18 protein-coding genes are annotated in these 21,343 nt (G+C 63.8%); 12 read left to right on the top strand and 6 right to left on the bottom strand.

The features are described from left to right. Positions 1–4: 4 nt before the first annotated feature. From HG549_RS21025 to lpxC, 4 genes are all read left to right on the top strand, one after another. On the top strand, positions 5–874 hold the full coding sequence (locus tag HG549_RS21025) for a cell division protein FtsQ/DivIB (RefSeq protein WP_170032412.1): 870 nt from the start codon (positions 5–7) through the stop codon (positions 872–874). A gap of 14 nt (positions 875–888) precedes the next feature. After that, positions 889–2,145, top strand: a complete 1,257-nt coding sequence (gene ftsA / locus HG549_RS21020; protein WP_015271706.1) for a cell division protein FtsA — start codon at positions 889–891, stop codon at positions 2,143–2,145. 55 nt (positions 2,146–2,200) lie between these two features. After that, entirely contained in the window at positions 2,201–3,397 is a 1,197-nt protein-coding gene (ftsZ, locus tag HG549_RS21015) for a cell division protein FtsZ (RefSeq protein ID WP_003251871.1), read from the top strand. A 112-nt stretch (positions 3,398–3,509) separates the two neighbouring features. Further along, entirely contained in the window at positions 3,510–4,421 is a 912-nt protein-coding gene (gene lpxC / locus HG549_RS21010) for a UDP-3-O-acyl-N-acetylglucosamine deacetylase (protein ID WP_112250319.1), read from the top strand. 190 nt (positions 4,422–4,611) lie between these two features. On the opposite strand, the gene HG549_RS21005 is transcribed toward lpxC, so the two are convergent. Beyond that, a complete protein-coding gene (locus HG549_RS21005) occupies positions 4,612–5,067 on the bottom strand; it encodes a DUF721 domain-containing protein (protein ID WP_170034271.1) in 456 nt (151 codons plus the stop codon). A gap of 391 nt (positions 5,068–5,458) precedes the next feature. Here HG549_RS21005 and secA point away from each other — a divergent pair, with 391 nt between their 5' ends. From secA to HG549_RS20985, 4 genes are all read left to right on the top strand, one after another. Further along, positions 5,459–8,194, top strand: a complete 2,736-nt coding sequence (gene secA / locus HG549_RS21000) for a preprotein translocase subunit SecA (protein ID WP_170032410.1) — start codon at positions 5,459–5,461, stop codon at positions 8,192–8,194. A 177-nt stretch (positions 8,195–8,371) separates the two neighbouring features. Next, positions 8,372–9,589, top strand: coding sequence for a bifunctional glutamate N-acetyltransferase/amino-acid acetyltransferase ArgJ (gene argJ / locus HG549_RS20995; protein ID WP_170032408.1), 1,218 nt, complete (start codon positions 8,372–8,374; stop codon positions 9,587–9,589). Between the two features lie 135 nt (positions 9,590–9,724). Beyond that, the gene (locus HG549_RS20990; RefSeq protein WP_170032406.1) at positions 9,725–10,357 is read left to right on the top strand and encodes a glutathione S-transferase family protein; all 633 of its coding nucleotides are present in this window, start codon (positions 9,725–9,727) and stop codon (positions 10,355–10,357) included. After that, positions 10,354–11,298 carry a Nudix family hydrolase gene (locus tag HG549_RS20985; protein WP_170032404.1) on the top strand — a complete coding sequence of 315 codons (945 nt, stop codon included), beginning with the start codon at positions 10,354–10,356 and terminating at the stop codon, positions 11,296–11,298. The genes HG549_RS20990 and HG549_RS20985 overlap by 4 nt, the downstream gene beginning before the upstream one ends. Before the next feature lie 191 nt (positions 11,299–11,489). On the opposite strand, the gene HG549_RS20980 is transcribed toward HG549_RS20985, so the two are convergent. Genes HG549_RS20980 through HG549_RS20970 form a run of 3 tightly spaced genes read right to left on the bottom strand, consistent with a single transcriptional unit; the run spans position 11,490 to position 15,044 of the window. Then, a complete protein-coding gene (locus HG549_RS20980; RefSeq protein WP_170032402.1) occupies positions 11,490–12,056 on the bottom strand; it encodes a cob(I)yrinic acid a,c-diamide adenosyltransferase in 567 nt (188 codons plus the stop codon). Between the two features lies 1 nt (position 12,057). Further along, positions 12,058–14,088 (bottom strand): ATP-binding protein, encoded by a 2,031-nt coding sequence (locus HG549_RS20975; RefSeq protein ID WP_170032398.1) that lies wholly within the window; start codon positions 14,086–14,088, stop codon positions 12,058–12,060. A 38-nt stretch (positions 14,089–14,126) separates the two neighbouring features. Further along, positions 14,127–15,044, bottom strand: coding sequence for a putative 2-dehydropantoate 2-reductase (locus HG549_RS20970; protein ID WP_170032396.1), 918 nt, complete (start codon positions 15,042–15,044; stop codon positions 14,127–14,129). 100 nt (positions 15,045–15,144) lie between these two features. Here HG549_RS20970 and HG549_RS20965 point away from each other — a divergent pair, with 100 nt between their 5' ends. The 3 genes from HG549_RS20965 (at position 15,145) to HG549_RS20955 (ending at position 18,047) form a co-directional block, all read left to right on the top strand. After that, positions 15,145–15,630, top strand: coding sequence for a YajQ family cyclic di-GMP-binding protein (locus HG549_RS20965; protein ID WP_170032394.1), 486 nt, complete (start codon positions 15,145–15,147; stop codon positions 15,628–15,630). 113 nt (positions 15,631–15,743) lie between these two features. Next, positions 15,744–16,586: a mechanosensitive ion channel family protein gene (locus HG549_RS20960; protein ID WP_170032392.1), complete on the top strand. Its 843-nt coding sequence runs from the start codon at positions 15,744–15,746 to the stop codon at positions 16,584–16,586. Positions 16,587–16,802: 216 nt separating this feature from the next. Beyond that, positions 16,803–18,047, top strand: a complete 1,245-nt coding sequence (locus tag HG549_RS20955; RefSeq protein ID WP_170032390.1) for an MFS transporter — start codon at positions 16,803–16,805, stop codon at positions 18,045–18,047. A gap of 70 nt (positions 18,048–18,117) precedes the next feature. Here the strand turns inward: HG549_RS20955 and HG549_RS20950 are convergent, their stop codons facing one another. Both HG549_RS20950 and HG549_RS20945 read right to left on the bottom strand, forming a co-directional pair. Further along, positions 18,118–19,665: an AmpG family muropeptide MFS transporter gene (locus HG549_RS20950; protein ID WP_170032388.1), complete on the bottom strand. Its 1,548-nt coding sequence runs from the start codon at positions 19,663–19,665 to the stop codon at positions 18,118–18,120. Between the two features lie 43 nt (positions 19,666–19,708). Continuing rightward, positions 19,709–20,062: an MGMT family protein gene (locus HG549_RS20945; RefSeq protein WP_170032386.1), complete on the bottom strand. Its 354-nt coding sequence runs from the start codon at positions 20,060–20,062 to the stop codon at positions 19,709–19,711. Between the two features lie 151 nt (positions 20,063–20,213). Here HG549_RS20945 and HG549_RS20940 point away from each other — a divergent pair, with 151 nt between their 5' ends. Further along, on the top strand, positions 20,214–21,224 hold the full coding sequence (locus HG549_RS20940; protein ID WP_170032384.1) for a DUF481 domain-containing protein: 1,011 nt from the start codon (positions 20,214–20,216) through the stop codon (positions 21,222–21,224). Positions 21,225–21,343: the final 119 nt, after the last annotated feature.

The raw sequence follows: 21,343 nt of genomic DNA, 5'->3' as shown, positions 1-21,343 counted from the left end.
CATCATGCAAGGCGCGATGATACGTCAGCAGCAACCCGTTACCGGCCGTAGCAAGCCGGTGCCGCGTGGTGCCAGCCGGCTGGTGGCCGACGAGCCCGTATCGGCGCGCCTGCCGCGGCCCAGCCTGGGCGGCCTCAAGCGCCTGCTGTGGCCGGTGGTGCTGGTGGCGGCCGGTTTTGCTGCCTATGAAGGCGCCATTCGGCTGATGCCGTACGCCGACCGGCCGATCACCAAGATCGACGTGCAGGGCGACCTCAGCTACATCAGCCAGCAGTCGGTGCAGCAACGCATTGCGCCCTACGTCGCGGCGAGCTTCTTCAGTGTCGACCTGCCGGCGATGCGTGCCGAGCTCGAGCAGATGCCGTGGATCGCCCATGCCGAAGTGCGCCGGGTGTGGCCCGACGAGGTGGTGATCCACCTGGAAGAACAGTTGCCGGTAGCGCGCTGGGGTGACGAGGCTCTGCTCAACAACCAGGGCCAGGCCTTCACCCCGCGCGAACTGGCCAACTACGAGCACCTGCCGCAGCTGGCCGGGCCGCAGCGTGCGCAGCAACAAGTCATGCAGCAGTATCAGGTATTGAGCCAGATGCTGCGCCCCTTGGGCTTTTCCATCGCTCGCCTGGAGCTGCGCGAGCGAGGCAGCTGGTTCCTGACTACCGGTGCGAGCAGCGCCGGGCCGGGTATCGAGCTGCTGCTGGGGCGCGACCATCTGGTGGAGAAGATGCGCCGTTTCATTGCCATTTACGACAAGACGCTTAAAGAGCAGATCACCAACATCGCCCGCATTGATCTGCGATACGCCAACGGACTTGCCGTTGGATGGCGGGAACCGATTGCACCGACGACGGCCCAACCCGCCGTTGCGAAGAATTAGAGAGAGGCAGGACCATGGCAAACGCGCATAGCGGCAAAATGATCGTCGGGCTGGACATCGGCACCTCCAAGGTGGTGGCGCTGGTGGGTGAAGTGGGCGAGGACGGCACCCTGGAAATCGTCGGGATCGGTACCCATCCGTCCCGCGGCCTGAAGAAAGGCGTGGTGGTGAACATCGAGTCCACCGTGCAGTCGATCCAGCGCGCTGTCGAAGAAGCGCAGCTGATGGCCGGCTGCCGCATCCACTCGGCGTTCGTCGGCGTGGCCGGCAACCACATCCGCAGCCTGAACTCCCACGGCATCGTCGCCATCCGCGACCGCGAAGTCAGCCTGGCCGACCTGGAGCGCGTGCTCGATGCCGCCCAGGCCGTGGCCATCCCGGCCGACCAGCGGGTGCTGCACACCCTGCCGCAGGACTACGTGATCGACAACCAGGAAGGCGTGCGCGAGCCGCTGGGCATGTCTGGCGTACGCCTGGAAGCCAAGGTCCACGTGGTTACCTGCGCGGTCAATGCGGCACAGAACATCGAGAAGTGCGTGCGCCGCTGCGGCCTGGAGATCGACGACATCATCCTCGAGCAGCTGGCCTCGGCCTACTCGGTACTGACCGACGATGAGAAAGAACTGGGCGTGTGCCTGGTGGACATCGGCGGCGGCACCACCGATATCGCCATCTTCACCGAGGGCGCGATCCGTCACACCGCGGTGATCCCGATCGCCGGCGACCAGGTGACCAACGACATCGCCATGGCCCTGCGTACGCCGACCCAGTACGCCGAAGAAATCAAGATCCGCTACGCCTGCGCGCTGGCCAAGCTGGCCGGTGCCGGCGAGACCATCAAGGTGCCGAGCGTGGGCGACCGCCCACCGCGCGAACTGTCGCGCCAGGCCCTGGCCGAAGTGGTGGAGCCGCGTTACGACGAGCTCTTCACCCTGATCCAGGCCGAGCTGCGCCGCAGCGGCTACGAGGACCTGGTGCCGGCCGGCATCGTCCTTACCGGTGGCACCGCGAAGATGGAAGGCGCCGTGGAACTGGCCGAGGAAATCTTCCACATGCCGGTACGCCTGGGTGTACCGCACAGCGTTCGGGGGCTGAGCGACGTGGTTCGCAACCCGATCTATTCCACCGGCGTGGGCTTGCTCACCTACGGCCTGCAGAAGCAGACCGAAGACCTGCCCCTGACCGGTAACAGCAGCAACAACAGCTATGGCGATGAACCGAAGGCCCCGGTGCTTGAACGCTTCAAGCGCTGGGTCCAGGGCAACTTCTAAGTTTCAAAGCAGTAGTGGTAGGCGCGACAACTAGAGAACTGTAAGGAGAGGGAAAATGTTCGAGCTCGTAGACAACGTCCCGCAAAGTCCGGTCATCAAGGTGATCGGCGTTGGCGGTGGTGGCGGCAACGCCGTCAACCACATGGTCAAGAGCAGCATCGAAGGCGTGGAATTCATCTGCGCCAACACCGATGCCCAGGCGCTGAAAAACATCGGCGCGCGCACCATCCTGCAATTGGGCACTGGCGTGACCAAGGGCCTGGGTGCCGGTGCCAACCCGGAAGTCGGCCGTCAGGCCGCGCTGGAAGACCGTGAGCGCATCGCTGAAGTGCTGCAGGGCACCAACATGGTGTTCATCACCACTGGCATGGGCGGCGGTACCGGTACCGGTGCTGCGCCGATCATCGCCGAAGTGGCCAAGGAAATGGGCATTCTCACCGTTGCCGTGGTGACCCGTCCGTTCCCGTTCGAGGGCCGCAAGCGCATGCAGATCGCCGATGAAGGCATCCGCATGCTGGCCGAAAGCGTCGACTCGCTGATCACCATCCCGAACGAGAAGCTGCTGACCATCCTGGGCAAGGATGCCAGCCTGCTGTCCGCCTTCGCCAAGGCTGACGACGTACTCGCCGGTGCGGTGCGCGGTATTTCCGACATCATCAAGCGCCCGGGCATGATCAACGTCGACTTCGCCGACGTGCGCACCGTGATGGGTGAAATGGGCATGGCCATGATGGGTACCGGCTGCGCCAGCGGCCCGAACCGTGCGCGTGAAGCGACCGAGGCGGCCATCCGCAACCCGCTGCTGGAAGACGTCAACCTGCAGGGCGCCCGCGGCATCCTGGTGAACATCACCGCCGGCCCGGACCTGTCGCTGGGTGAGTACTCCGACGTGGGTAGCATCATCGAAGCCTTCGCCTCCGACCACGCCATGGTCAAGGTCGGCACCGTGATCGATCCGGACATGCGTGACGAGCTGCACGTGACCGTGGTGGCCACTGGCCTGGGCGCGCGCATCGAGAAACCTGTGAAAGTGGTCGACAATACCCTGCAGACTGCCCAGCAGGCGTATGAAGCGTCCAACCCAGCGCCGGTTCGCCAGGAGCAGCCTGCAGTCAACTACCGTGACCTGGAGCGCCCGACCGTAATGCGCAACCAGGCCCATGCAGGCGCTGCTGCAGCGGCTAAACTCAACCCGCAGGATGACCTGGACTACCTCGATATCCCGGCATTCCTGCGTCGCCAGGCTGATTAATGGAATTTATCAGGGGTATAAAGGTGATTGGTATTCATCAAAGGTTGGGTCTGTTATCATCCCCAGCCTTTGTTGATACCTGTTCGCAATTTGCGCTGAAGCGGCCAATGCCATGATTAAACAACGCACCCTGAAGAATACCATCCGTGCCACAGGTGTCGGTCTGCACTCCGGGGAGAAGGTTTACCTGACCCTCAAGCCTGCACCTGTTGACACCGGCATCGTCTTCCGCCGCGCCGACCTCGACCCTGTGGTCGAAATCCCGGCGCGCGCGGCCAACGTCGGCGAGACAACCATGTCGACGACGCTGGTCAACGGTGACGTCAAGGTCGATACGGTCGAGCACCTGCTCTCCGCCATGGCGGGCCTGGGCATCGATAACGCCTACGTCGAGCTCTCCGCCTCGGAAGTGCCGATCATGGATGGCAGCGCCGGACCCTTTGTATTCCTGATTCAGTCTGCCGGCCTGGAAGAACAGGACGCAGCCAAGAAGTTCATCCGCATCCTGCGCGAGGTTACCGTGGAAGAGGGCGACAAGCGCGCCACTTTCCTGCCTTTCGACGGGTTCAAGGTGAGCTTCGAGATCGACTTCGATCACCCGGTGCTTCGCAACCGGACCCAGAGCGCCAGCGTCGACTTTTCCAGCACCTCGTTCGTGAAGGAAGTCAGCCGCGCGCGTACTTTCGGTTTCATGCGTGACATCGAATACCTGCGCAAGCACAACCTTGCGCTGGGTGGCAGTGTCGAGAACGCCATCGTGGTCGATGAGGACGGCGTGCTCAACGAAGACGGCCTTCGTTACGAAGACGAATTCGTCAAGCACAAGATCCTCGACGCCATCGGCGACCTCTACCTGCTGGGCAACAGCCTGATCGGCGAGTTCAAGGGCTTCAAGTCCGGCCACGCGCTGAACAACCAGCTGTTGCGCAAGCTGATTGCCGAAACCGATGCCTGGGAAGTGGTCACCTTCGAAGATGCCAGCACGGCACCGATCTCGTACATGCGCCCTGTTGCGGCCGTGTAAGTTCGAACACTCTCTAGTTCATTAAGGCCACCTTCGGGTGGCCTTTTTTATGGCTGGCGCATTTTGCCCGGCAGGTCCGGCCATTCGCGGGCACGCCCGCTCCCACAGGGTGCTCACCGCCTCTGGAGCGGCGCAGGACCTGTGGGAGCGGGCGTGCCCGCGAATGGACTGCGCAGCAGTCCCGAAGGTGTCAGCGCTTGTCCTGGGCGTGAGCTGCCAGCCTTTCCAGCGCTGCGCGCAGCTTGGGGTCAGTGATGCCCTCGGCGGTATCGCGCAGGCTTTCGGCTGCATTATTGGACAGTTCCGCAGCATGGCCACCACGCTTGGCTGGCACCAGCGGGGGTTGGACCTTGTACAGGATGCGCCTGAGGTTGGCGAATGCCTCCATGCCCTGTAACGCCGACATCAGGCGTTTTTGCTGATAGCGCAGGCGGGTTGCCCAGTGGCCGTCGGTTACCACCAGCAACAAGGTGCCATCGCGCCACGACGCCACATGGCAGTGCTCGCGGGCGGCCGGTTGCAGCTGGCTTTCCAGCAGGCGCTGCAGGTGCTCCAGGCGTTCGGCCTGGTTCAGCAGCAGGCGCAGCGGGCGCACCTGGCGGAGCAGGGCCGAGGGCGGCTGGGCGGGGGAGGGTTTGTAGGCCATGGGGGTACGCATGAGGTTACATGGTCCGCAGTCTAACACCTCTATGGCCTGAACCGGCCTCTTCGCGGGCTTGCCCGCTCCCACAGGATCACCACAGACCTCAAGTGTCGTGTAATGCCGGTGGGAGCGGGCAAGCCCGCGAAGGGGCCGGTTCAGGCAATACAAGCCAAGAGTCATTCTCGACACCTTTCATCTTGGCGAACCTTGAACTCAGGGAAAATGCCCCTATCTAAAACCAGCCCCCGCCAAAACGCTGTACAAGCATCGTGGCAATCCACCACTTTCCTCACCATCGTTTCCGGGTAGAATGCTCGTTCGCATGCGGCCTCAGGGCTGCACGGGCGACTCATGGGGCCGCCCTCCATCCCTACGTGTGGAAGATCCTGCCGATATGTTTGCGCCTTTGTTAAAGAAACTTTTTGGAAGCAAGAACGAGCGTGAAGTCAAACGCATGCTCAAGACGGTGAACATCGTCAATGCTCTCGAAGAGAAGATGGTGGCCCTCTCCGACGAGCAGCTGCGGGGCAAGACCGCAGAGTTCAAGGAGCGCCTGGCCAAAGGCGAGACACTGGACCAGTTGCTGCCGGAAGCCTTCGCCGTGGCCCGTGAGGCCGGCAAGCGCGTGATGGGCATGCGCCACTTCGACGTGCAGCTGATTGGCGGCATGACCCTGCACGAGGGCATGATCGCAGAAATGCGTACCGGTGAAGGCAAGACCTTGGTCGGTACCCTGGCCGTGTACCTCAACGCATTGTCCGGCAAGGGCGTGCACGTGGTCACCGTCAACGACTACCTGGCCCGCCGTGACGCCAACTGGATGCGCCCGCTGTACGAGTTCCTCGGCCTGTCCGTGGGCATCGTTTCGGCCTTCCAGCCGCCGGAAGAAAAGCGCGCAGCCTACGCGGCCGACATCACCTACGGCACCAACAACGAATTCGGCTTCGACTACCTGCGCGACAACATGGCGTTCAGCCAGGAAGAGAAGTTCCAGCGTGAACTGAACTTCGCCGTGATCGACGAAGTGGACTCCATCCTCATCGACGAAGCGCGTACCCCGCTGATCATCTCCGGCCAGGCCGAGGACAGCTCCAAGCTGTACATCGAGATCAACCGCCTGATTCCGCGCCTGAAGCAGCATATCGAGGAAGTGGAAGGCCAGGTCACCCAGGAAGGCCACTTCACCATCGACGAGAAGAGCCGCCAGGTCGAGCTGAACGAAGCCGGTCACCAGTTCATCGAAGAGATGCTCACCCAGGCCGGCCTGCTGGCCGAGGGCGAGAGCCTGTACTCGGCGCACAACCTGAGCCTGCTGACCCACGTCTATGCCGGCCTGCGCGCGCACAAGCTGTTCCACCGCAACATCGAATACATCGTCCAGGACGGTCAGGTTCTGCTGATCGACGAGCACACCGGCCGTACCATGCCGGGCCGTCGTCTGTCCGAAGGCCTGCACCAGGCCATCGAAGCCAAAGAGAACCTGAACATCCAGGCCGAGAGCCAGACCCTGGCTTCGACCACCTTCCAGAACTACTTCCGCCTGTACACCAAGCTGTCCGGCATGACCGGTACCGCCGATACCGAAGCCTTCGAGTTCCAGTCGATCTACGGCCTCAACGTGATGGTCATTCCGCCGAACAAGCCGTTGGCGCGCAAGGACTTCAACGACCTGGTGTACCTGACTGCCGACGAGAAATACGCTGCAATCATCGCCGACATCAAGGAAAGCATGAAGCAGGGCCGCCCGGTGCTGGTCGGTACGGCGACCATCGAAACGTCGGAGCACATGTCCAACCTCCTGAAAAAGGAAGGTATCGAGCACAAGGTGCTCAACGCCAAGTACCACGAGAAGGAAGCCGAGATCATCGCCCAGGCGGGTGCGCCAGGTGCGCTGACCATCGCCACCAACATGGCCGGCCGTGGTACCGACATCCTGCTGGGCGGTAACTGGGAGGCCGAAGTGGCCGCCCTGGAAAACCCCACCGCCGAGCAGATCGCCCAGATCAAGGCCGACTGGCAGAAGCGCCACCAGCAGGTGATCGAGTCGGGTGGCCTGCATGTAATTGCCTCCGAGCGCCACGAGTCGCGCCGTATCGACAACCAGCTGCGTGGCCGTTCCGGCCGTCAGGGTGACCCGGGTTCCAGCCGCTTCTACCTGTCGCTGGAAGACAGCCTGATGCGTATCTTCGCCTCTGACCGGGTGAAGAACTTCATGAAGGCGCTGGGCATGCAGTCGGGCGAAGCGATCGAACACCGCATGGTCACCAACGCCATCGAGAAGGCCCAGCGCAAGGTCGAAGGCCGCAACTTCGACATCCGCAAGCAATTGCTCGAATACGACGACGTGGCCAACGAGCAGCGCAAGGTGATCTACCACATGCGCAACAGCCTGCTGGCCGCCGAGAACATCGGCGACACCATCGTCGAATTCCGCAAGGAAGTGCTGGACGCTACCATCAGCCAGCACATTCCGCCGCAGTCGCTGCCCGAGCAGTGGGACGTGGCCGGCCTGGAAGCTTCGCTGGCCAGCGATTTCGCCATCAAGCTGCCGATCCAGCAGTGGCTCGACGAGGACGATCACCTCTACGAGGAAACCCTGCGCGAGAAGCTGCTGAACGAAATCACCAGCGCCTACACCGAGAAGGAAGACCAGGCCGGTATCGAAGCCCTGCGTACCTTCGAGAAGCAGATCCTGCTGCGCGTGCTGGACGACCTGTGGAAAGACCACCTGTCGACCATGGACCACCTGCGTCACGGTATCCACCTGCGTGGTTATGCGCAGAAGAACCCGAAGCAGGAGTACAAGCGCGAGTCCTTCAGCCTGTTCCAGGAGCTGCTCGAGTCGATCAAGCGCGACACCATCCGCGTGCTGTCGCACGTTCAGGTGCGCCGCGAAGACCCGGCCGAAGAGGAAGCCCGCCTGCGCCGCGAGGCCGAGGAACTGGCCAGCCGCATGCAGTTCCAGCACGCCGCTGCGCCGGGCCTGGAAAGCGAGCAACTGAGCGAAGAGGGCGCCGAAGTGGCGGTTGCCTCGGCGCCGGTACGCAACGACCAGAAGCTGGGCCGCAACGAGCCGTGCTGGTGTGGTTCGGGCAAGAAGTTCAAGCATTGCCACGGGCAGATCGAGTGATCTGACCAGGCTGTTGTAACCTGAAACATCCGGGGGCCGCTTTGCGGCCCATCGCGACACAAGGCCGCTCCTACAGGAATTGCGTAATCCCTGTAGGAGCGGCCTTGTGTCGCGATGGGGCGCGAAGCGGCCCCGCTCTTCCATCACCTGTTCACCGTATTTTCTAGGAGCGCTCTAATGGCTGTTGGTCTTGGTCCTTTGCCCACCCTGCACCCGGTACCGGGTTTTGAACTCGGTATCGCTTCTGCCGGTATCAAGCGCCCGGGGCGCAAGGATGTGGTGGTGATGCGCTGTGCCGAAGGTTCCAGCGTGGCGGGCGTGTTCACCCTCAATGCCTTCTGCGCAGCGCCAGTGATCCTCTCCAAGCAGCGTGTACAGGGCACTGTGCGCTACCTGCTGACCAACACCGGCAACGCCAACGCCGGTACCGGCGCGCCAGGCCTGGCCGCTGCCGAGCGCACCTGCGCCAAACTGGCCGAGCTGGCCGGCGTACCGGCCGAGTCGGTACTGCCGTTCTCCACCGGCGTGATCGGCGAACCGCTGCCGGTCGAGAAGATCGAAGGCGCGCTGCAGGCTGCCCTCGATAACCTGTCGGAAAACCACTGGGCCGAAGCCGCCACCGGCATCATGACCACCGACACCCTGCCCAAGGGCGCCAGCCGCCAGTTCCAGCACGATGGCGTGACCGTGACCGTGACTGGCATCAGCAAGGGTGCCGGCATGATCCGCCCGAACATGGCCACCATGCTCGGCTACATTGCCACTGACGCCAAGGTTGCCCCGGCGGTGCTCAAGGACCTGATCCTCGACGGCGCCAACAAGTCGTTCAACCGCATCACCATCGATGGCGACACCTCGACCAACGACTGCTGCATGCTGATTGCCACCGGCAAGGCCAACCTGCCGGAAGTCAGCGAAGCCAGCGGCGCGCTGTTCGAAGCGCTGAAGAAAGCCGTGTTCGAAGTGTGCATGGAAGTGGCCCAGGCCATCGTCCGTGACGGCGAAGGTGCCACCAAGTTCGTGACCGTGCAGGTCAACGGCGGCGGCAACCACCAGGAATGCCTGGATGTCGGTTACGCCGTGGCCCACTCGCCGCTGATCAAGACCGCGCTGTTCGCCTCCGACCCGAACTGGGGGCGCATCCTTGCCGCTGTCGGCCGTGCCGGCGTGCCGGAGCTGGATGTGAACCTGATCGACGTGTACCTGGACAACGTCTGCATCGCCAGCAAAGGCGGGCGCAGCCCGAGCTACACCGAAGCACAGGGTTCGGCAGTGATGGCCCAGGAAGAGATCACCATCCGTATCGAGCTTGGCCGTGGCCAGTGCAGCGAAACCATCTGGACTACCGACCTGTCCCACGAATACGTGAAGATCAACGCCGAATACCGTACCTGATGTAAATGGGGCCGCTGTGCGGCCCTTTCGCGGAGAAATCCGCTCCTACAGGGGCTATGTGGTCTTTGTAGGAGCGGATTTATCCGCGAAAGGGCTGCAAACAGCCCCAAAATCCCAGATACATGGAGCCGAACCATGAGCTATCACCTGATCATCGGCGACAAGCTGTATTCCTCCTGGTCGCTGCGCGGCGCGCTGGCCCTCGAACTGGCTGGCGTGCCCTACGAAGAAACCCTGATCAAACTCAACCAGCCTGACACCCGTCAGCGCATCCTGGCGTTTTCCGCCACTGGCAAGGTGCCGCTGCTCAAGACCGAGCACGGTGTGATTGCCGACTCGCTGGCCATCGCCGAATACCTCAACGAACGCCACCCCGAGGCCCAGCTGTGGCCGGCCGACGTGGCTGCCCGGGCCCAGGCCCGCTCGGCCTGCGCGCAGATGCACAGCGGCTTCCTTGCCCTGCGCGGTGCCATGCCGTTCGACCTGTCGCGCGACCAGGCGCTGGACAGCGTGCCGCTGGAGGTACAAATCGATATCGACCGTATCGTTGCGCTGTGGTCCGAATGCCGCCTGGTGGCCAAGGACAGCGGCCCGTTCCTGTTCGGCAAGCCGAGCCTGGCCGATGCCTTCTTCGCCCCGGTGGCCGTGCGCCTGCGCACCTACCGCGTGGAAGTGCCTGCCGAGGCGGCGGCCTATATCGAGACCATTTATCAATGGCCGGCCTTCCAGGCCTGGCAGCGGGCTGGCCTGGCGGAGCGTGAAGGGTGAAACGGATTCATGTTGTAGCAGCCGTCATTCGCGGTAGCGATGGCCGCATCCTGATCGCGCGCCGTGCCGATACCCAGCACCAGGGTGGGCTGTGGGAGTTCCCCGGTGGCAAGGTGGAGCAGGGCGAGGGCGTCGAAGCGGCGCTGGCCCGTGAGCTGCGCGAAGAGCTGGGCATCGAGGTAAGCCGTTCGCGCGCGCTGATCAAGGTCAGCCACGATTACCCGGACAAGCAGGTGCTGCTGGATGTCCGTGAGGTCGAGGCGTTTACCGGTGAACCGCATGGCGCCGAGGGCCAGCCGCTGGCTTGGGTTGCCCCGCGTGATTTGCCGCAATACCAATTCCCCGAGGCCAACAAGCCGATCGTTGCCGCCGCGCGCCTGCCGGACCAGTACCTGATTACCCCGGATGGCCTGGAAGTGCCGCAACTGCTCAAGGGGATCCAGAAGGCGGTGGCCGGCGGCGTGCGCCTGATCCAGCTGCGTGCCCCGGACATGTATGACCCCAAGTACCGCGACGTGGCGGTGGACGCGGTCGGGCTGTGCGCGGGCAAGGCACAGCTGATGCTCAAGGGGCCGCTGGAATGGCTGGGTGACTTCCCTGCGGCGGGTTGGCACCTGACCGCGGCGCAATTGCGCAAGTATGCAGCCAATGGCCGGCCATTCCCCCGTGAGCGTTGGCTGGCTGCTTCCTGCCATAGCGCTGAAGAGCTGGCGCTGGCGGAACAGATGGGTGTCGACTTCGTGACCTTGTCGCCAGTACAGGCAACCCAGACTCACCCTGACGCCGTGCCGCTGGGGTGGGATGAAGCGCAGCGGATGGTTGCCGGGTTCAACAAGCCGGTCTACCTGCTGGGCGGGGTCGGGCCAGGTGAGCGGGAGCAGGCCTGGGCTGCTGGGGCGCAGGGTGTGGCCGGGATCCGGGCGTTCTGGCCGGAGATTTGAGTCGCCGGTAACTAGGGCCGCTGTGCGGCCCATCGCGACACAAGGCCGCTCCTGCAGGTACACGCGATTGCTCAAGGATGCCGCGGTTCCCGGCCTTGTGTCGCGGATGGGCTACAGGGATACGCGATTGGTGCGGTTCCCCTGTAGGAGCGGCCTTGTGTCGCGATGGGCTGCAAGGCAGCCCCAATATCTCAGCCTTCAGACTTGGCAGCAGGCTGCCATAACACCTCGGCCACCCCCTGCCGCCGCCCGATGATCCGCGCCGCCACGAACAGCAGATCGGATAGCCGGTTGATATACGCCAAGCCAACCCCCGCCAATGGCTCCACGGCATTCAGATGCTGACACCGCCGCTCCGCACTGCGCGCCAGACTGCGGCACACATGCGCCTGCGCCACCAGCGCCGAGCCACTGGGCAAGATGAAGTTCTTCAGCGGCCCCAGCTCTTCATTCCACACATCGATAGCCGCCTCCAGGCGCTCCACCTCTGCCAGGTCCAGCGCCTGGTAGCTGGGCATGGCCAGCTCACCGCCCAGGTCGAACAAACGGTGCTGGCAGGGCGCCAGCACCTGGCTCACTTCGTCCAGCCCTTGTTCGGCCAGCCCTGCCAGCAGCAAACCCAGCTGGCTGTTCAGGCTGTCCACCTCGCCGATCGCCTCGATCCGTGGGTGGTCCTTGGGTACTCGGCGACCGTCGCCCAGCCCGGTCTCGCCCTTGTCGCCAGTGCGCGTGTAGATCTTCGACAGGCGATAGCCCATGTCATGCCTCCGTTTTCGCCGGCGCCGTCGCGGCCGGCTGGGCAAGGGGCAGGCGCAGGGTGAAGCAGGTGCCCTGGCCGGGCGTGGACTGCACTTCCATCTGCCCCTTGTGGTTGTTGGTGATGATGAAATACGAGACCGACAGGCCCAGCCCGGTACCCTGGCCGATTTCCTTGGTGGTGAAGAACGGTTCGAAGGTACGCTTGCGCACCCCCTCGGGCATGCCGATGCCGTTGTCCTCGACCTGGATTTCCGCCCACGGCGGGTTCAGCCGGGTGCGCAGGGTGATGCGCCCGGGCTCGCTGGGCTGCGGCCGTTGGTGGATAGCCTGGGCGGCGTTCTTCAGCAGGTTGAGCAGCACTTGCTCCAGTTCGTTGGCGGTGCAAGGCACCGGGCCCAGTTCGGGGTCGAATTGGCGCACGATGGCCGTGCCCTTGAAGTCGAAGCCAATGGCCAGGTCGAAATCGTTGCCGGCGATCTCCAGCGCCTGGTCGATCAGCGCCGGCAGGTCGCACGGCGCCAGCTGGCGGTTGCTGCGGCGGCTGAAGCTGAGCATGTGGGTAACGATCTTCGCCGCCCTGGCACCGGCCTGCTGGATGCCGTCGAGCAATTGCGGTACATCGCGGCTTTCCAGATAGCGGTTGACCGTAGCCAGGTCGATGCCCAGCTCTTCGGCCTGCTCGAGGTTGCGTGGCAGCTCTGGCGACAGGCGTCGGCGGATGTTCTGCACGTTATGCAGGATCGCGCCCAGCGGGTTGTTGATCTCGTGGGCCATGCCGGCAGCCAGGCCGCCGACCGAAAGCATTTTCTCCGATTGCACCATCATTTCTTCCAGCGACAGGCGCTGGGTGATGTCGTCGATGCGGATGACCACGCCACGGCCACCGCCGCCGGTCAGCGGGTAGAAGGTCAGGGCGTAGTGGCGCAGGTCGTCGCCCTTGGGCCAGGTGACCCGCTCGATCTTCGCCACCCGGTGCTTCTCCACGGTTTCCTTCAGTTGTGGCAGGAACGGCTTGAGCGGTTCGAAGGCAATAAAGATCGGCTGGTTCAGCGCCTCGTCCAGCGGCGTGCCGGAAAGCACCGTGGCTTCGTGGTTCCACTGGGTCACGTAGAGCTGTTCGTCGAGGGCGATCAGCGCCGAGGGCATCGAGTCGATGATGCTGTTGAGGTAGTTCTGGAAACCGGTGAGCTTCTTCTCGATCTTGCTGCGCACCTGTACTTCCAGCTCCAGCTTGCGGTTGGTGTGGCGGGTTTCCTCGGCCAGGCCCTGGGCTTGGTCGTAGGCTTCCTGGAACTCGTCGCGGGTGCGCTTGAGCTGTTGTTCGCGGGCTTCGATGCGTGAAAGCATGGTGTTGAACGCTTCGGCCAGGCTGCCGATTTCGTCGTCATTGCCGCGCTGGGCGCGCAGGGCGTAGCTTTCTTCGCGGGTGACCTGGCGGCTGAGTTCCTCGAGCTGGTTGATCGGCTGGGTGATCAGGCGTTTGATCTGCCGGGCAATGAAGATCCACAGCAGGATGCTGAACACCAGGATGGCCAGGCTGGCGCTGAGGGTGCCGGTGTAGAAGGCGGTAGGCAGTTCACTGCTGGCCACCAGCAGCAGGTGGGCGGGCGGGTTGGCCTCGCGTGGCATGCGGATCAGCTGGGTGCTGCGAAACTCCATCAGGCGCCAGCCATCGATGTTGCGAAAACGCTTGGGCAGGGTCAGCGGCTCGCCATGCTGCAGCTGCGCCAGCATGCGGCCGTCGCCACCATAGACGGCGGCGGCGCGCAGCGGTGTGTAGCTGTCCAGCTCCTTGAGCAGGGCGCTGGCGGCGTCCGGGTTGTCGCCGGCGCGAGCGGCCAGCTGCGGGTTGGCCACCAGCCGGCCGATGGTGTGCAGCGCCTGTGGTGCCATGCTCTCCTGGGTGATCCAGTAGGCGGCGCTGATGAAGGTGAGGTTGGCCACCAGCAGGATGGTCACCAGCAGTACCAGCAGGGCCGCCAGCAGCTTCTGCCCGACCGGGAGGTTTTCCAGGCGTTGGCGCAAGGTCATGGGCGAGGCAATGTCCTTATCCGGTTGAAAGGGCCGCGTCAGTCGCAGGGCAAACCACGCAGGCGCAGGTTATCGACCAGGCGCTGCTGCAGGCGTTCCAGCGCTGGCAGCTGCAGGCCATGCCGGCCGGCGGCGCGGCAGGCGTGGCCGAGCAGGTAATGCACCTCGGTGCGGCGGCCGGCGCGAACGTCCTGGTACATGGAAGAGTAGTTGGCTGCGGTGGCGACGATCACCCGCTGGACTTCCTCGTTCAGTTCCGCCGCTGCCTGCGGCTGACCGCAGCGGCGCAGCAGCTGGGCCAGCTCGGCGCACAGTGCGTCCACTTCGTCCAGGTGCCCCAGCAGCCCGCCGTTCTGGCAGTCGTGCAGCACGGTCAGCGGGTTGATCGCGCAATTGAGCGCCAGCTTGCGCCACAGGCGGGTGAGGATGTCCACCGTCCATTCGCCAGGGATGGCGGCTTCGTGCAGGTCATCGAACCAGGCCGGCACCGCGGGGTTGCGCGGGTCGCCCAGCCAGTTGAAACCGTGGCCGGCAAACCGTACCTGCCAGTCGCCCTCGCGAAACGCACCTTCGGTGCTGGAGGCGAAGATGCAGCGTGCGCGCGGGACCAGGTCGGCGACCTCGTCCTGGCTGCCCAGGCCATTCTGCAGCAGCAGTACCTCGGCGTCGTCGGCCAGCCGTGCGGCCACGCCGGCAATCGCCGGGGCGGCGTCGTAGGCCTTGCAGGCCACCAGCAGGCGGTGGATCGGGCCATGGGCCTGCGCGGTTTCGGCCGGGATGGCGTAGTGGCGCGGCTGGTCCTGTTCCACCAGGGTCAGGCCGCCAGCCTGCTGGTAGGCCTGCAAGCGTTGCCCGTCGCGCAGGATCAGGCGCACTGCCTTGCCCGCGCGCGCCAGGCGGCAAGCCCACAGGCTGCCCAGGCTACCGGCGCCGAGAATATGCCAGGTGCTGCTCATATGCGTTTCGCAACCCGTTATAATGAGCCCGCATTTTAACCGTCAAACCCAGCGCGCTCCATCTTCAGCCTGAGCGCGCTTTTATTTTGGGAGAACAACCATGCCTTCGTTCGACGTGGTATCGGAACTGGACAAGCACGAAGTGCAGAACGCGGTCGACAACGCCATCAAGGACCTGGACCGCCGCTACGACCTCAAGGGCAAGGGCAGCTTCGAGTTCAAGGACAAGGAGCAGACCGTGATGCTCACCGCCGAGGAAGAGTTCCAGCTCGAAGCGATGCTGGAAATCCTGCGCCTGGCGCTGGTCAAGCGCAAGATCGACGTGAAGTGCCTGGAAACCAAGGACCCGTACGCCTCGGGCAAGGAAAAGAAACAGGAAGCCAAGTTCCGCGAAGGCATCGACAAGGACCTGGCGAAGAAGATCGTCGCCACCATCAAGGACGCCAAGCTGAAGGTGCAGGCCGCCATCCAGGGCGAGCAGGTGCGTGTTACCGGCAAGAAGCGTGACGACCTGCAGGAAGCCATCGCCCTGCTGCGGACCAAGGAATTCGACATGCCGCTGCAGTTCAACAACTTCCGCGACTGATGCAAGTGCCACCCGGAACCCGGATGGCGAAATGATGTCCATGGGGCCCGGGCTGCGCAAACACGCGCGGCCTGTTCTACCGTGTACTTGCCGCTCGGCATCAGGAGATGAATATGGATTTGAACGCTGAAGTCGATCAGCTGGTCCGCCAATCGCAGACCTGGATTCCCTTGATCATGGAATACGGCAGCCGTGTGCTGCTGGCATTGCTGACCCTGGCGGTCGGCTGGTGGATCATCAACAAGGTCAGCGCCCGCCTGGGCAAGCTGGTCGGCCTGCGCAACGCCGACCAGGCGCTGCAGGGCTTCATCAGCACCCTGTCGAACATCGTGCTGAAGGTGCTGCTGCTGGTCAGCGTGGCGTCGATGATCGGTATCGAGACCACCTCGTTCGTCGCCGCCATCGGTGCCGCCGGCCTGGCCATCGGCCTGGCCTTGCAAGGCAGCCTGGCGAACTTCGCCGGTGGCGTGCTGATTCTGATGTTCCGCCCGTTCCGCATCGGTGACTGGATCGAGGCGCAGGGCGTGGCCGGCACCGTCGACAGCATCCAGATCTTCCACACCGTGCTGCGCACCGGTGACAACAAGACCGTGATCATGCCTAACGGCAGCCTGTCCAACGGCATCATCACCAACACCAACCGCCAGCCGACGCGCAAGGTGGTGTTCGATGTGGGCGTGGACTACGAGGCCGATCTGCAGAAGGCACGCAACGTGTTGCTGGAGCTGGCGCAGGACCCGCGCGTGCTGCAAGACCCAGCGCCGCAGGCGGTGGTCGCCACCCTGGGCGACAGCGCCATTACCGTGTCGTTGCGCCTGTGGACCAAGACCGCCGATTACTGGGACGTGATGTTCATGCTCAACGAGCATGCGCGCGACCGGCTGAAGGCCGAAGGGATCGACATTCCGTTCCCGCAGCGGGTGATTCGCGTGGTGCAGGAGACTGCAGCGCAGTAGCATCGCGTTGTCATCGACCGGGGCCGCTTCGCGCCCCATCGCGACACAAGGTCGCTTCTACAGGGGATCGCGTAACCCTTGTAGGAGCGGCCTTTGTGTCGCGATGGGGCGCGAAGCGGCCCCGGCCTTTCTACCCCTGATTACACTTGTTCACAGCAACACCAGGCCATTTCTGGCATATAGCCTGACCCCTCCTGCCACACCCGATACGCCATCATGAAACCACTGCTGTACATCACGCCCCTGCGCGCCTTGCTATTCGGCCTTACCCTGGCCCTGTTCGAGCTGCTCACCTACCTGGCCAGCGACGCGGTCATGCCGGCCATGCCGGTGGTGGTCGGCGACCTCAACGCCAGCCCCGAATACATTCCCCACGCGCTCAACCTGTACCTGCTGGGTGGGGTGGTACTGCAATGGCTGATCGGCCCGCTGGCCGACCGCTATGGCCGGCGTCCGTTGCTGCTGATCGGCTGTGCCTGCTTCGGCCTGGCCTGCCTGGCAACCTTCTGGGTCGACGATATTGGCCTGTTCAACCTGTTGCGCCTGTTGCAGGGCATTGGCCTGGGCTTTGTGGTCACGGTCAGCTACCCGGCCTTGAACGAAGCCTTCAGCGAGGCAGACGCCGTGCGCATGATGGCGCTGCTGGCCAATATCGCATTGCTCTCGCCCCTGCTCGGGCCGCTGGTGGGTACCTTGTTGCTGCAGTGGCTGGATTGGCGCTGGCTGTTCGTGGCCTTTGCCGTGGGTGCGGTCATGGCCTGGCTGTTGCTGTACCGGCTGATGCCGGAAACACTGGGGGTGGAGCGCCGGGACGGTTCGCGCCTGGCATTCACGCCGATTCAACTGTTGCCGCTGCTGGCCGGCTACGGCCAGTTGCTGGTCAACCGCCGTTTTGTCGCTGGCAGCGCGGCGCTGGGCCTGGTCGGCCTGCCGTTGATTGCCTGGATCGGCTTGTCGCCGGTGCTGCTGATCCACGATGAGGGGTTGAGCACGCTGGAGTACGCCTTGTGGCAATTGCCGGTATTTGGCGGGTTGATCCTGGGCAACCTGATCATCAACCGGATTGCCGAGCGCTACCCGTTGCCGTCGTTGGTGCGTGGCGCGCTGTGGCCGTACCTGGCCGGGCTGGGCCTGATGCTGTTGGCGACCTGGTACTGGCCGAGCGTGACCAGCGTGGTGGCAGGCATGTCGCTGTATGCGCTGGGGCTGGGCGTGGCCAATGCGGTGCTGTACCGCATGACGCTGTTCGCCAGCGAACAGAGCAAGGGCCTGGTCTCGGCCATGCTGGGGATGATCACCATTGCCCTGCTGGGGCTGGGCGGCGCACTGCTGGCGATGATTGGCGCCGGGGCCAGTTTGCTGCATTTTGCCCTGGCGGCAGGTGTGGCGGGGGCGCTGGCGCTGTGGCCGTTGTGGTTGGTGGTGGGGCAGCGGCCTGGGGAAGGGGCTGTTACCGAATGATCTTTTGGGCCTGAACCGGCCGCTTCGCGGGTTTGCTCGCGAAGCGGCCGGTTCAGGCTGGAAATATCCCTCAGGGCCGCTCGGCTGCCGAGTTCTCCGCTGCCACCGGTTTGCCCGGCCCTGCCTCCTGGCGCCACTGCAGCGCAATCAGGATCAGGGTCGGCACGCCCAGCAAGGCGGTGATCAGGAAGAAGTCGTGGTAACCGAACTTCTCCACCATGACCCCCGAATAACCGCCGATCAGGCGCGGCAACAGCAGCATGATCGAGCTGAGCAACGCGTACTGGGTCGCCGAGAACTTCAGGTTGGTCAGGCTCGACAGGTAGGCGACGAAGGCCGAGGTGGCCAGGCCGGAGCTGAAGTTGTCCAGCGAGATGGTCACCACCAGCATCTGCAGGTTCGGGCCCATGTCGGCCAGCATCAGGAACAGGATGTTGGTAGCGGCCGAAGCTGCGCCACCGATGAACAGGATCGGCATGATGCCGAAGCGCACGATCAGCAGGCCGCCAATCCCGGCGCCGACCAGGGTCATGATCAGGCCGAAGATCTTGCTGACACTGGCGATCTGGTCCTTGGTGAAGCCCATGTCGATATAGAACACGTTGGCCATCACGCCCATCACCGTGTCCGACATGCGATACGTGGCGATCAGGCCGAGCAACAGCAACGCCTGCCAGCGGTAGCGGGCGATGAAGTCGTTGACCGGTGTCAACACCGGGGCCAGGCCGCGACGGCCCAGGCTCGACAGGCATGCCCAGGTCAGCAGTACATAAAGGATCAGGCGCAGGAAGGCACGGTCTTCGAGCAGCAGGTCGAGGGGGGTGGCATCACCGGAGATGACGCTGGCCCAGCCGGTGTTGAACATCTGGGTGAAGCTGGCGGGGACCGACACCAGCAGGATGATCAGCACGAACACCGAGGCCAGCTGGTGTACCAGCCCATAGCGCGCTGCCGACAGCTGGGTGCGCATGGGGACGGGCGGTTCGCGCATGATCAGGGTGGTGAACACCGCGGGCAGCATCATCACCGCGAACATCACGTAGGTGCCGGCCCAGGCCTTGTGCAGGTAGCTGAAGCCGGTGGAGCCAAACCACTCGGCGAAGAACAGCGCGCCGGCCGTCGCCAGCAGCGCCGCTACCCGGTAGCCGGCCATGTAGCTGGCAGCGAGCGCAGCCTGGCGCTGGTCATCGGCGATTTCCAGGCGATAGGCGTCGACGGCGATGTCCTGGGTCGCCGAAGCGAAGGCCACCAGTACCGCCAGGGCAATCAGCCAGGACAAGTGTTGTTGTGGGTCGCACAGGCTCATGCCGACCAGCCCGATCACCACCAGCGATTGCGACAGCAACAGCCAGGACCGGCGGCGCCCCAGGCTGCCGAGCAAGGGCAGGCGCCATTGATCGAGCAGCGGCGACCACACCCACTTGAAGGCGTAGGCCAGGCCGATCAGGCTGGCGTAACCAATGGTCTCGCGGGCCACGCCCGCTTCGCGCAGCCACACCGAAAGGGTGGAGAACACCAGCATGTAGGGCAGACCGGCGGCGAAGCCGAGCAGCAAAAGTACCAAGGTTGACGGGCTGGCATAGGCAGCAAGCGCAGCGCGCCAGGTTTTACGGGGCATGGGCCAACATCTGCCTCAAGTTTGCGAAAACAAAGCGCGCACTCTAACCGCTGTGCTCCATCGGGCGCCAGCCATGGCGCATCATATCCACACGATTGTTGGTTACATTCACACCCTCCGCGCGCAGCCGCGCCCGTTGTTCATCCCCCGACGGGGTACCCAGTGCCAGGCTCAGCCTGCCGCCCGCACCGAGCACCCGGTGCCAGGGCAGGCGAGTGTCCGGGGGCAGTTGCCCGAGGGTGCGCCCGACCCAGCGTGCCGCACGGCCAAGCCCGGCCAGCTCGGCCAGTTGACCATAGCTGACCACCTTGCCGGCCGGCACCTGGCCCAATACCGAATATAGCGCCGTTCGTCGGCCCTCGGCGTCGTCGAGGGCGTGTTCATGTGCAACAGACATCAGGCCCCCCCTGGGCTGCAGATGAAACCGGACCGACGGTGCGGCAAATGAGAGTTGAACTCAACGGCAGGCTCCCGGTCTGTCCTTGCTGTGGTCGTCGGTATCTGGATAATGCCCGGCTTTTTTGTCTAATCGAACCCGTAGTGCGTTTATGTATTCTAGATCCCTGTTGTGTCTGCTTGCTGTTTCCTTGTGCGCCTCGCCGGTGTTCGCCGATACCGTGTGGATGAAGAACGGTGACCGGCTCAGCGGCAAGATCAAAGTATTCGATGGTGGCAAGCTGCTGCTCGAAACCCCCTATGGCGGTTCCATTGCCCTGGACTGGAAACAGGTCCAGACCCTGGAGAGTGACCAGGAGCTGCTGGTCAAGCAGGACGCCTACAGCGGTGAGCGGGCCAAGTCGCTGAAGGCCGCCGAGCCCGGCAAGGTGACCCTGGCCAACGGCGAGGCGCCGAAGACCGTGGAGCTGGCCAGCATCGAGCAGATCATGAAGCCCAAGCCGCTGGTCGAGGACTTCGTGTGGAAGGGCAACGTCGACGTGGCGCTGGACTACAAACGTGCCGAGAACGATACCGACGACTATGACGTCGGCTTCAAGACCAGCGCCCGCCACGGTCGCTGGCGGCACAACGCCGAAGGCGAATACAACCGCGAGACCAAGGACGACGTCACCACCACCGACAATTGGAGCGCCGAGTACGCCCTGGACCGCTTCCTTACCGAGAAATGGTTCTGGCAAGGGCGCATGGAATACAAGCGCGACCACGTCGAAGACCTGGCCCGCCAGCGCACCGTGGGTACCGGCCCGGGTTACCAGTTCTGGGATGATGAACTGGGCGCGTTCTCGCTGGGTTCACTGATCAACCGCACCGACTTCGAATACCAGGACGGGGCCAAGGACAACTTCTATTCGGCGGCGCTGAAGTGGGACTACACCCGTTACCTGATCGGCAAGAACGTGCAGTTGTTCACCAACGGCGAGTTCGCCAAGCCGCTGGGTGGGGTGGCCGACTACTCGCTGGATGCCGAGGTTGGCCTGCGCTACAAGGTGACCGAGTGGGCCTCGCTCAACCTCAAGGCAGAGAAGGACATCATCACCGGTACGCGTGAGAGTGACCTGGACAAGACCCGCTATACCGCTGGGTTTGGCGTTACCTGGTAAATCTTTGGCGCCGCATTGGGCACATCGCGACACAGGATGTACGCGATCCTTGTAGGAGCGGCCTTGCGTCGCGATGGGCTGCAAAGCAGCCCCATTGGCACCGGACCTGAAAATGCTAT

Source organism: Pseudomonas sp. SK (assembly GCF_012975065.1).
In the GTDB taxonomy this organism is placed as follows: domain Bacteria; phylum Pseudomonadota; class Gammaproteobacteria; order Pseudomonadales; family Pseudomonadaceae; genus Aquipseudomonas; species Aquipseudomonas anuradhapurensis.
Note: the sequence above shows the minus strand (reverse complement) of the source record. Positions and strands in the feature narration are given on the sequence as shown.

What these genes read in the sequence shown, in the direction of transcription:
- HG549_RS21025 (WP_170032412.1), top strand. Translation starts at nt 5, where the DNA reads ATGCAAGGCGCGATGATACGTCAGCAGCAACCCGTTACCGGCCGTAGC.
- ftsA (WP_015271706.1), top strand. Translation starts at nt 889, where the DNA reads ATGGCAAACGCGCATAGCGGCAAAATGATCGTCGGGCTGGACATCGGC.
- ftsZ (WP_003251871.1), top strand. Translation starts at nt 2,201, where the DNA reads ATGTTCGAGCTCGTAGACAACGTCCCGCAAAGTCCGGTCATCAAGGTG.
- lpxC (WP_112250319.1), top strand. Translation starts at nt 3,510, where the DNA reads ATGATTAAACAACGCACCCTGAAGAATACCATCCGTGCCACAGGTGTC.
- HG549_RS21005 (WP_170034271.1), bottom strand. Translation starts at nt 5,067, where the DNA reads ATGGCCTACAAACCCTCCCCCGCCCAGCCGCCCTCGGCCCTGCTCCGC.
- secA (WP_170032410.1), top strand. Translation starts at nt 5,459, where the DNA reads ATGTTTGCGCCTTTGTTAAAGAAACTTTTTGGAAGCAAGAACGAGCGT.
- argJ (WP_170032408.1), top strand. Translation starts at nt 8,372, where the DNA reads ATGGCTGTTGGTCTTGGTCCTTTGCCCACCCTGCACCCGGTACCGGGT.
- HG549_RS20990 (WP_170032406.1), top strand. Translation starts at nt 9,725, where the DNA reads ATGAGCTATCACCTGATCATCGGCGACAAGCTGTATTCCTCCTGGTCG.
- HG549_RS20980 (WP_170032402.1), bottom strand. Translation starts at nt 12,056, where the DNA reads ATGGGCTATCGCCTGTCGAAGATCTACACGCGCACTGGCGACAAGGGC.
- HG549_RS20975 (WP_170032398.1), bottom strand. Translation starts at nt 14,088, where the DNA reads ATGACCTTGCGCCAACGCCTGGAAAACCTCCCGGTCGGGCAGAAGCTG.
- HG549_RS20970 (WP_170032396.1), bottom strand. Translation starts at nt 15,044, where the DNA reads ATGAGCAGCACCTGGCATATTCTCGGCGCCGGTAGCCTGGGCAGCCTG.
- HG549_RS20965 (WP_170032394.1), top strand. Translation starts at nt 15,145, where the DNA reads ATGCCTTCGTTCGACGTGGTATCGGAACTGGACAAGCACGAAGTGCAG.
- HG549_RS20960 (WP_170032392.1), top strand. Translation starts at nt 15,744, where the DNA reads ATGGATTTGAACGCTGAAGTCGATCAGCTGGTCCGCCAATCGCAGACC.
- HG549_RS20955 (WP_170032390.1), top strand. Translation starts at nt 16,803, where the DNA reads ATGAAACCACTGCTGTACATCACGCCCCTGCGCGCCTTGCTATTCGGC.
- HG549_RS20950 (WP_170032388.1), bottom strand. Translation starts at nt 19,665, where the DNA reads ATGCCCCGTAAAACCTGGCGCGCTGCGCTTGCTGCCTATGCCAGCCCG.
- HG549_RS20945 (WP_170032386.1), bottom strand. Translation starts at nt 20,062, where the DNA reads ATGTCTGTTGCACATGAACACGCCCTCGACGACGCCGAGGGCCGACGA.
- HG549_RS20940 (WP_170032384.1), top strand. Translation starts at nt 20,214, where the DNA reads ATGTATTCTAGATCCCTGTTGTGTCTGCTTGCTGTTTCCTTGTGCGCC.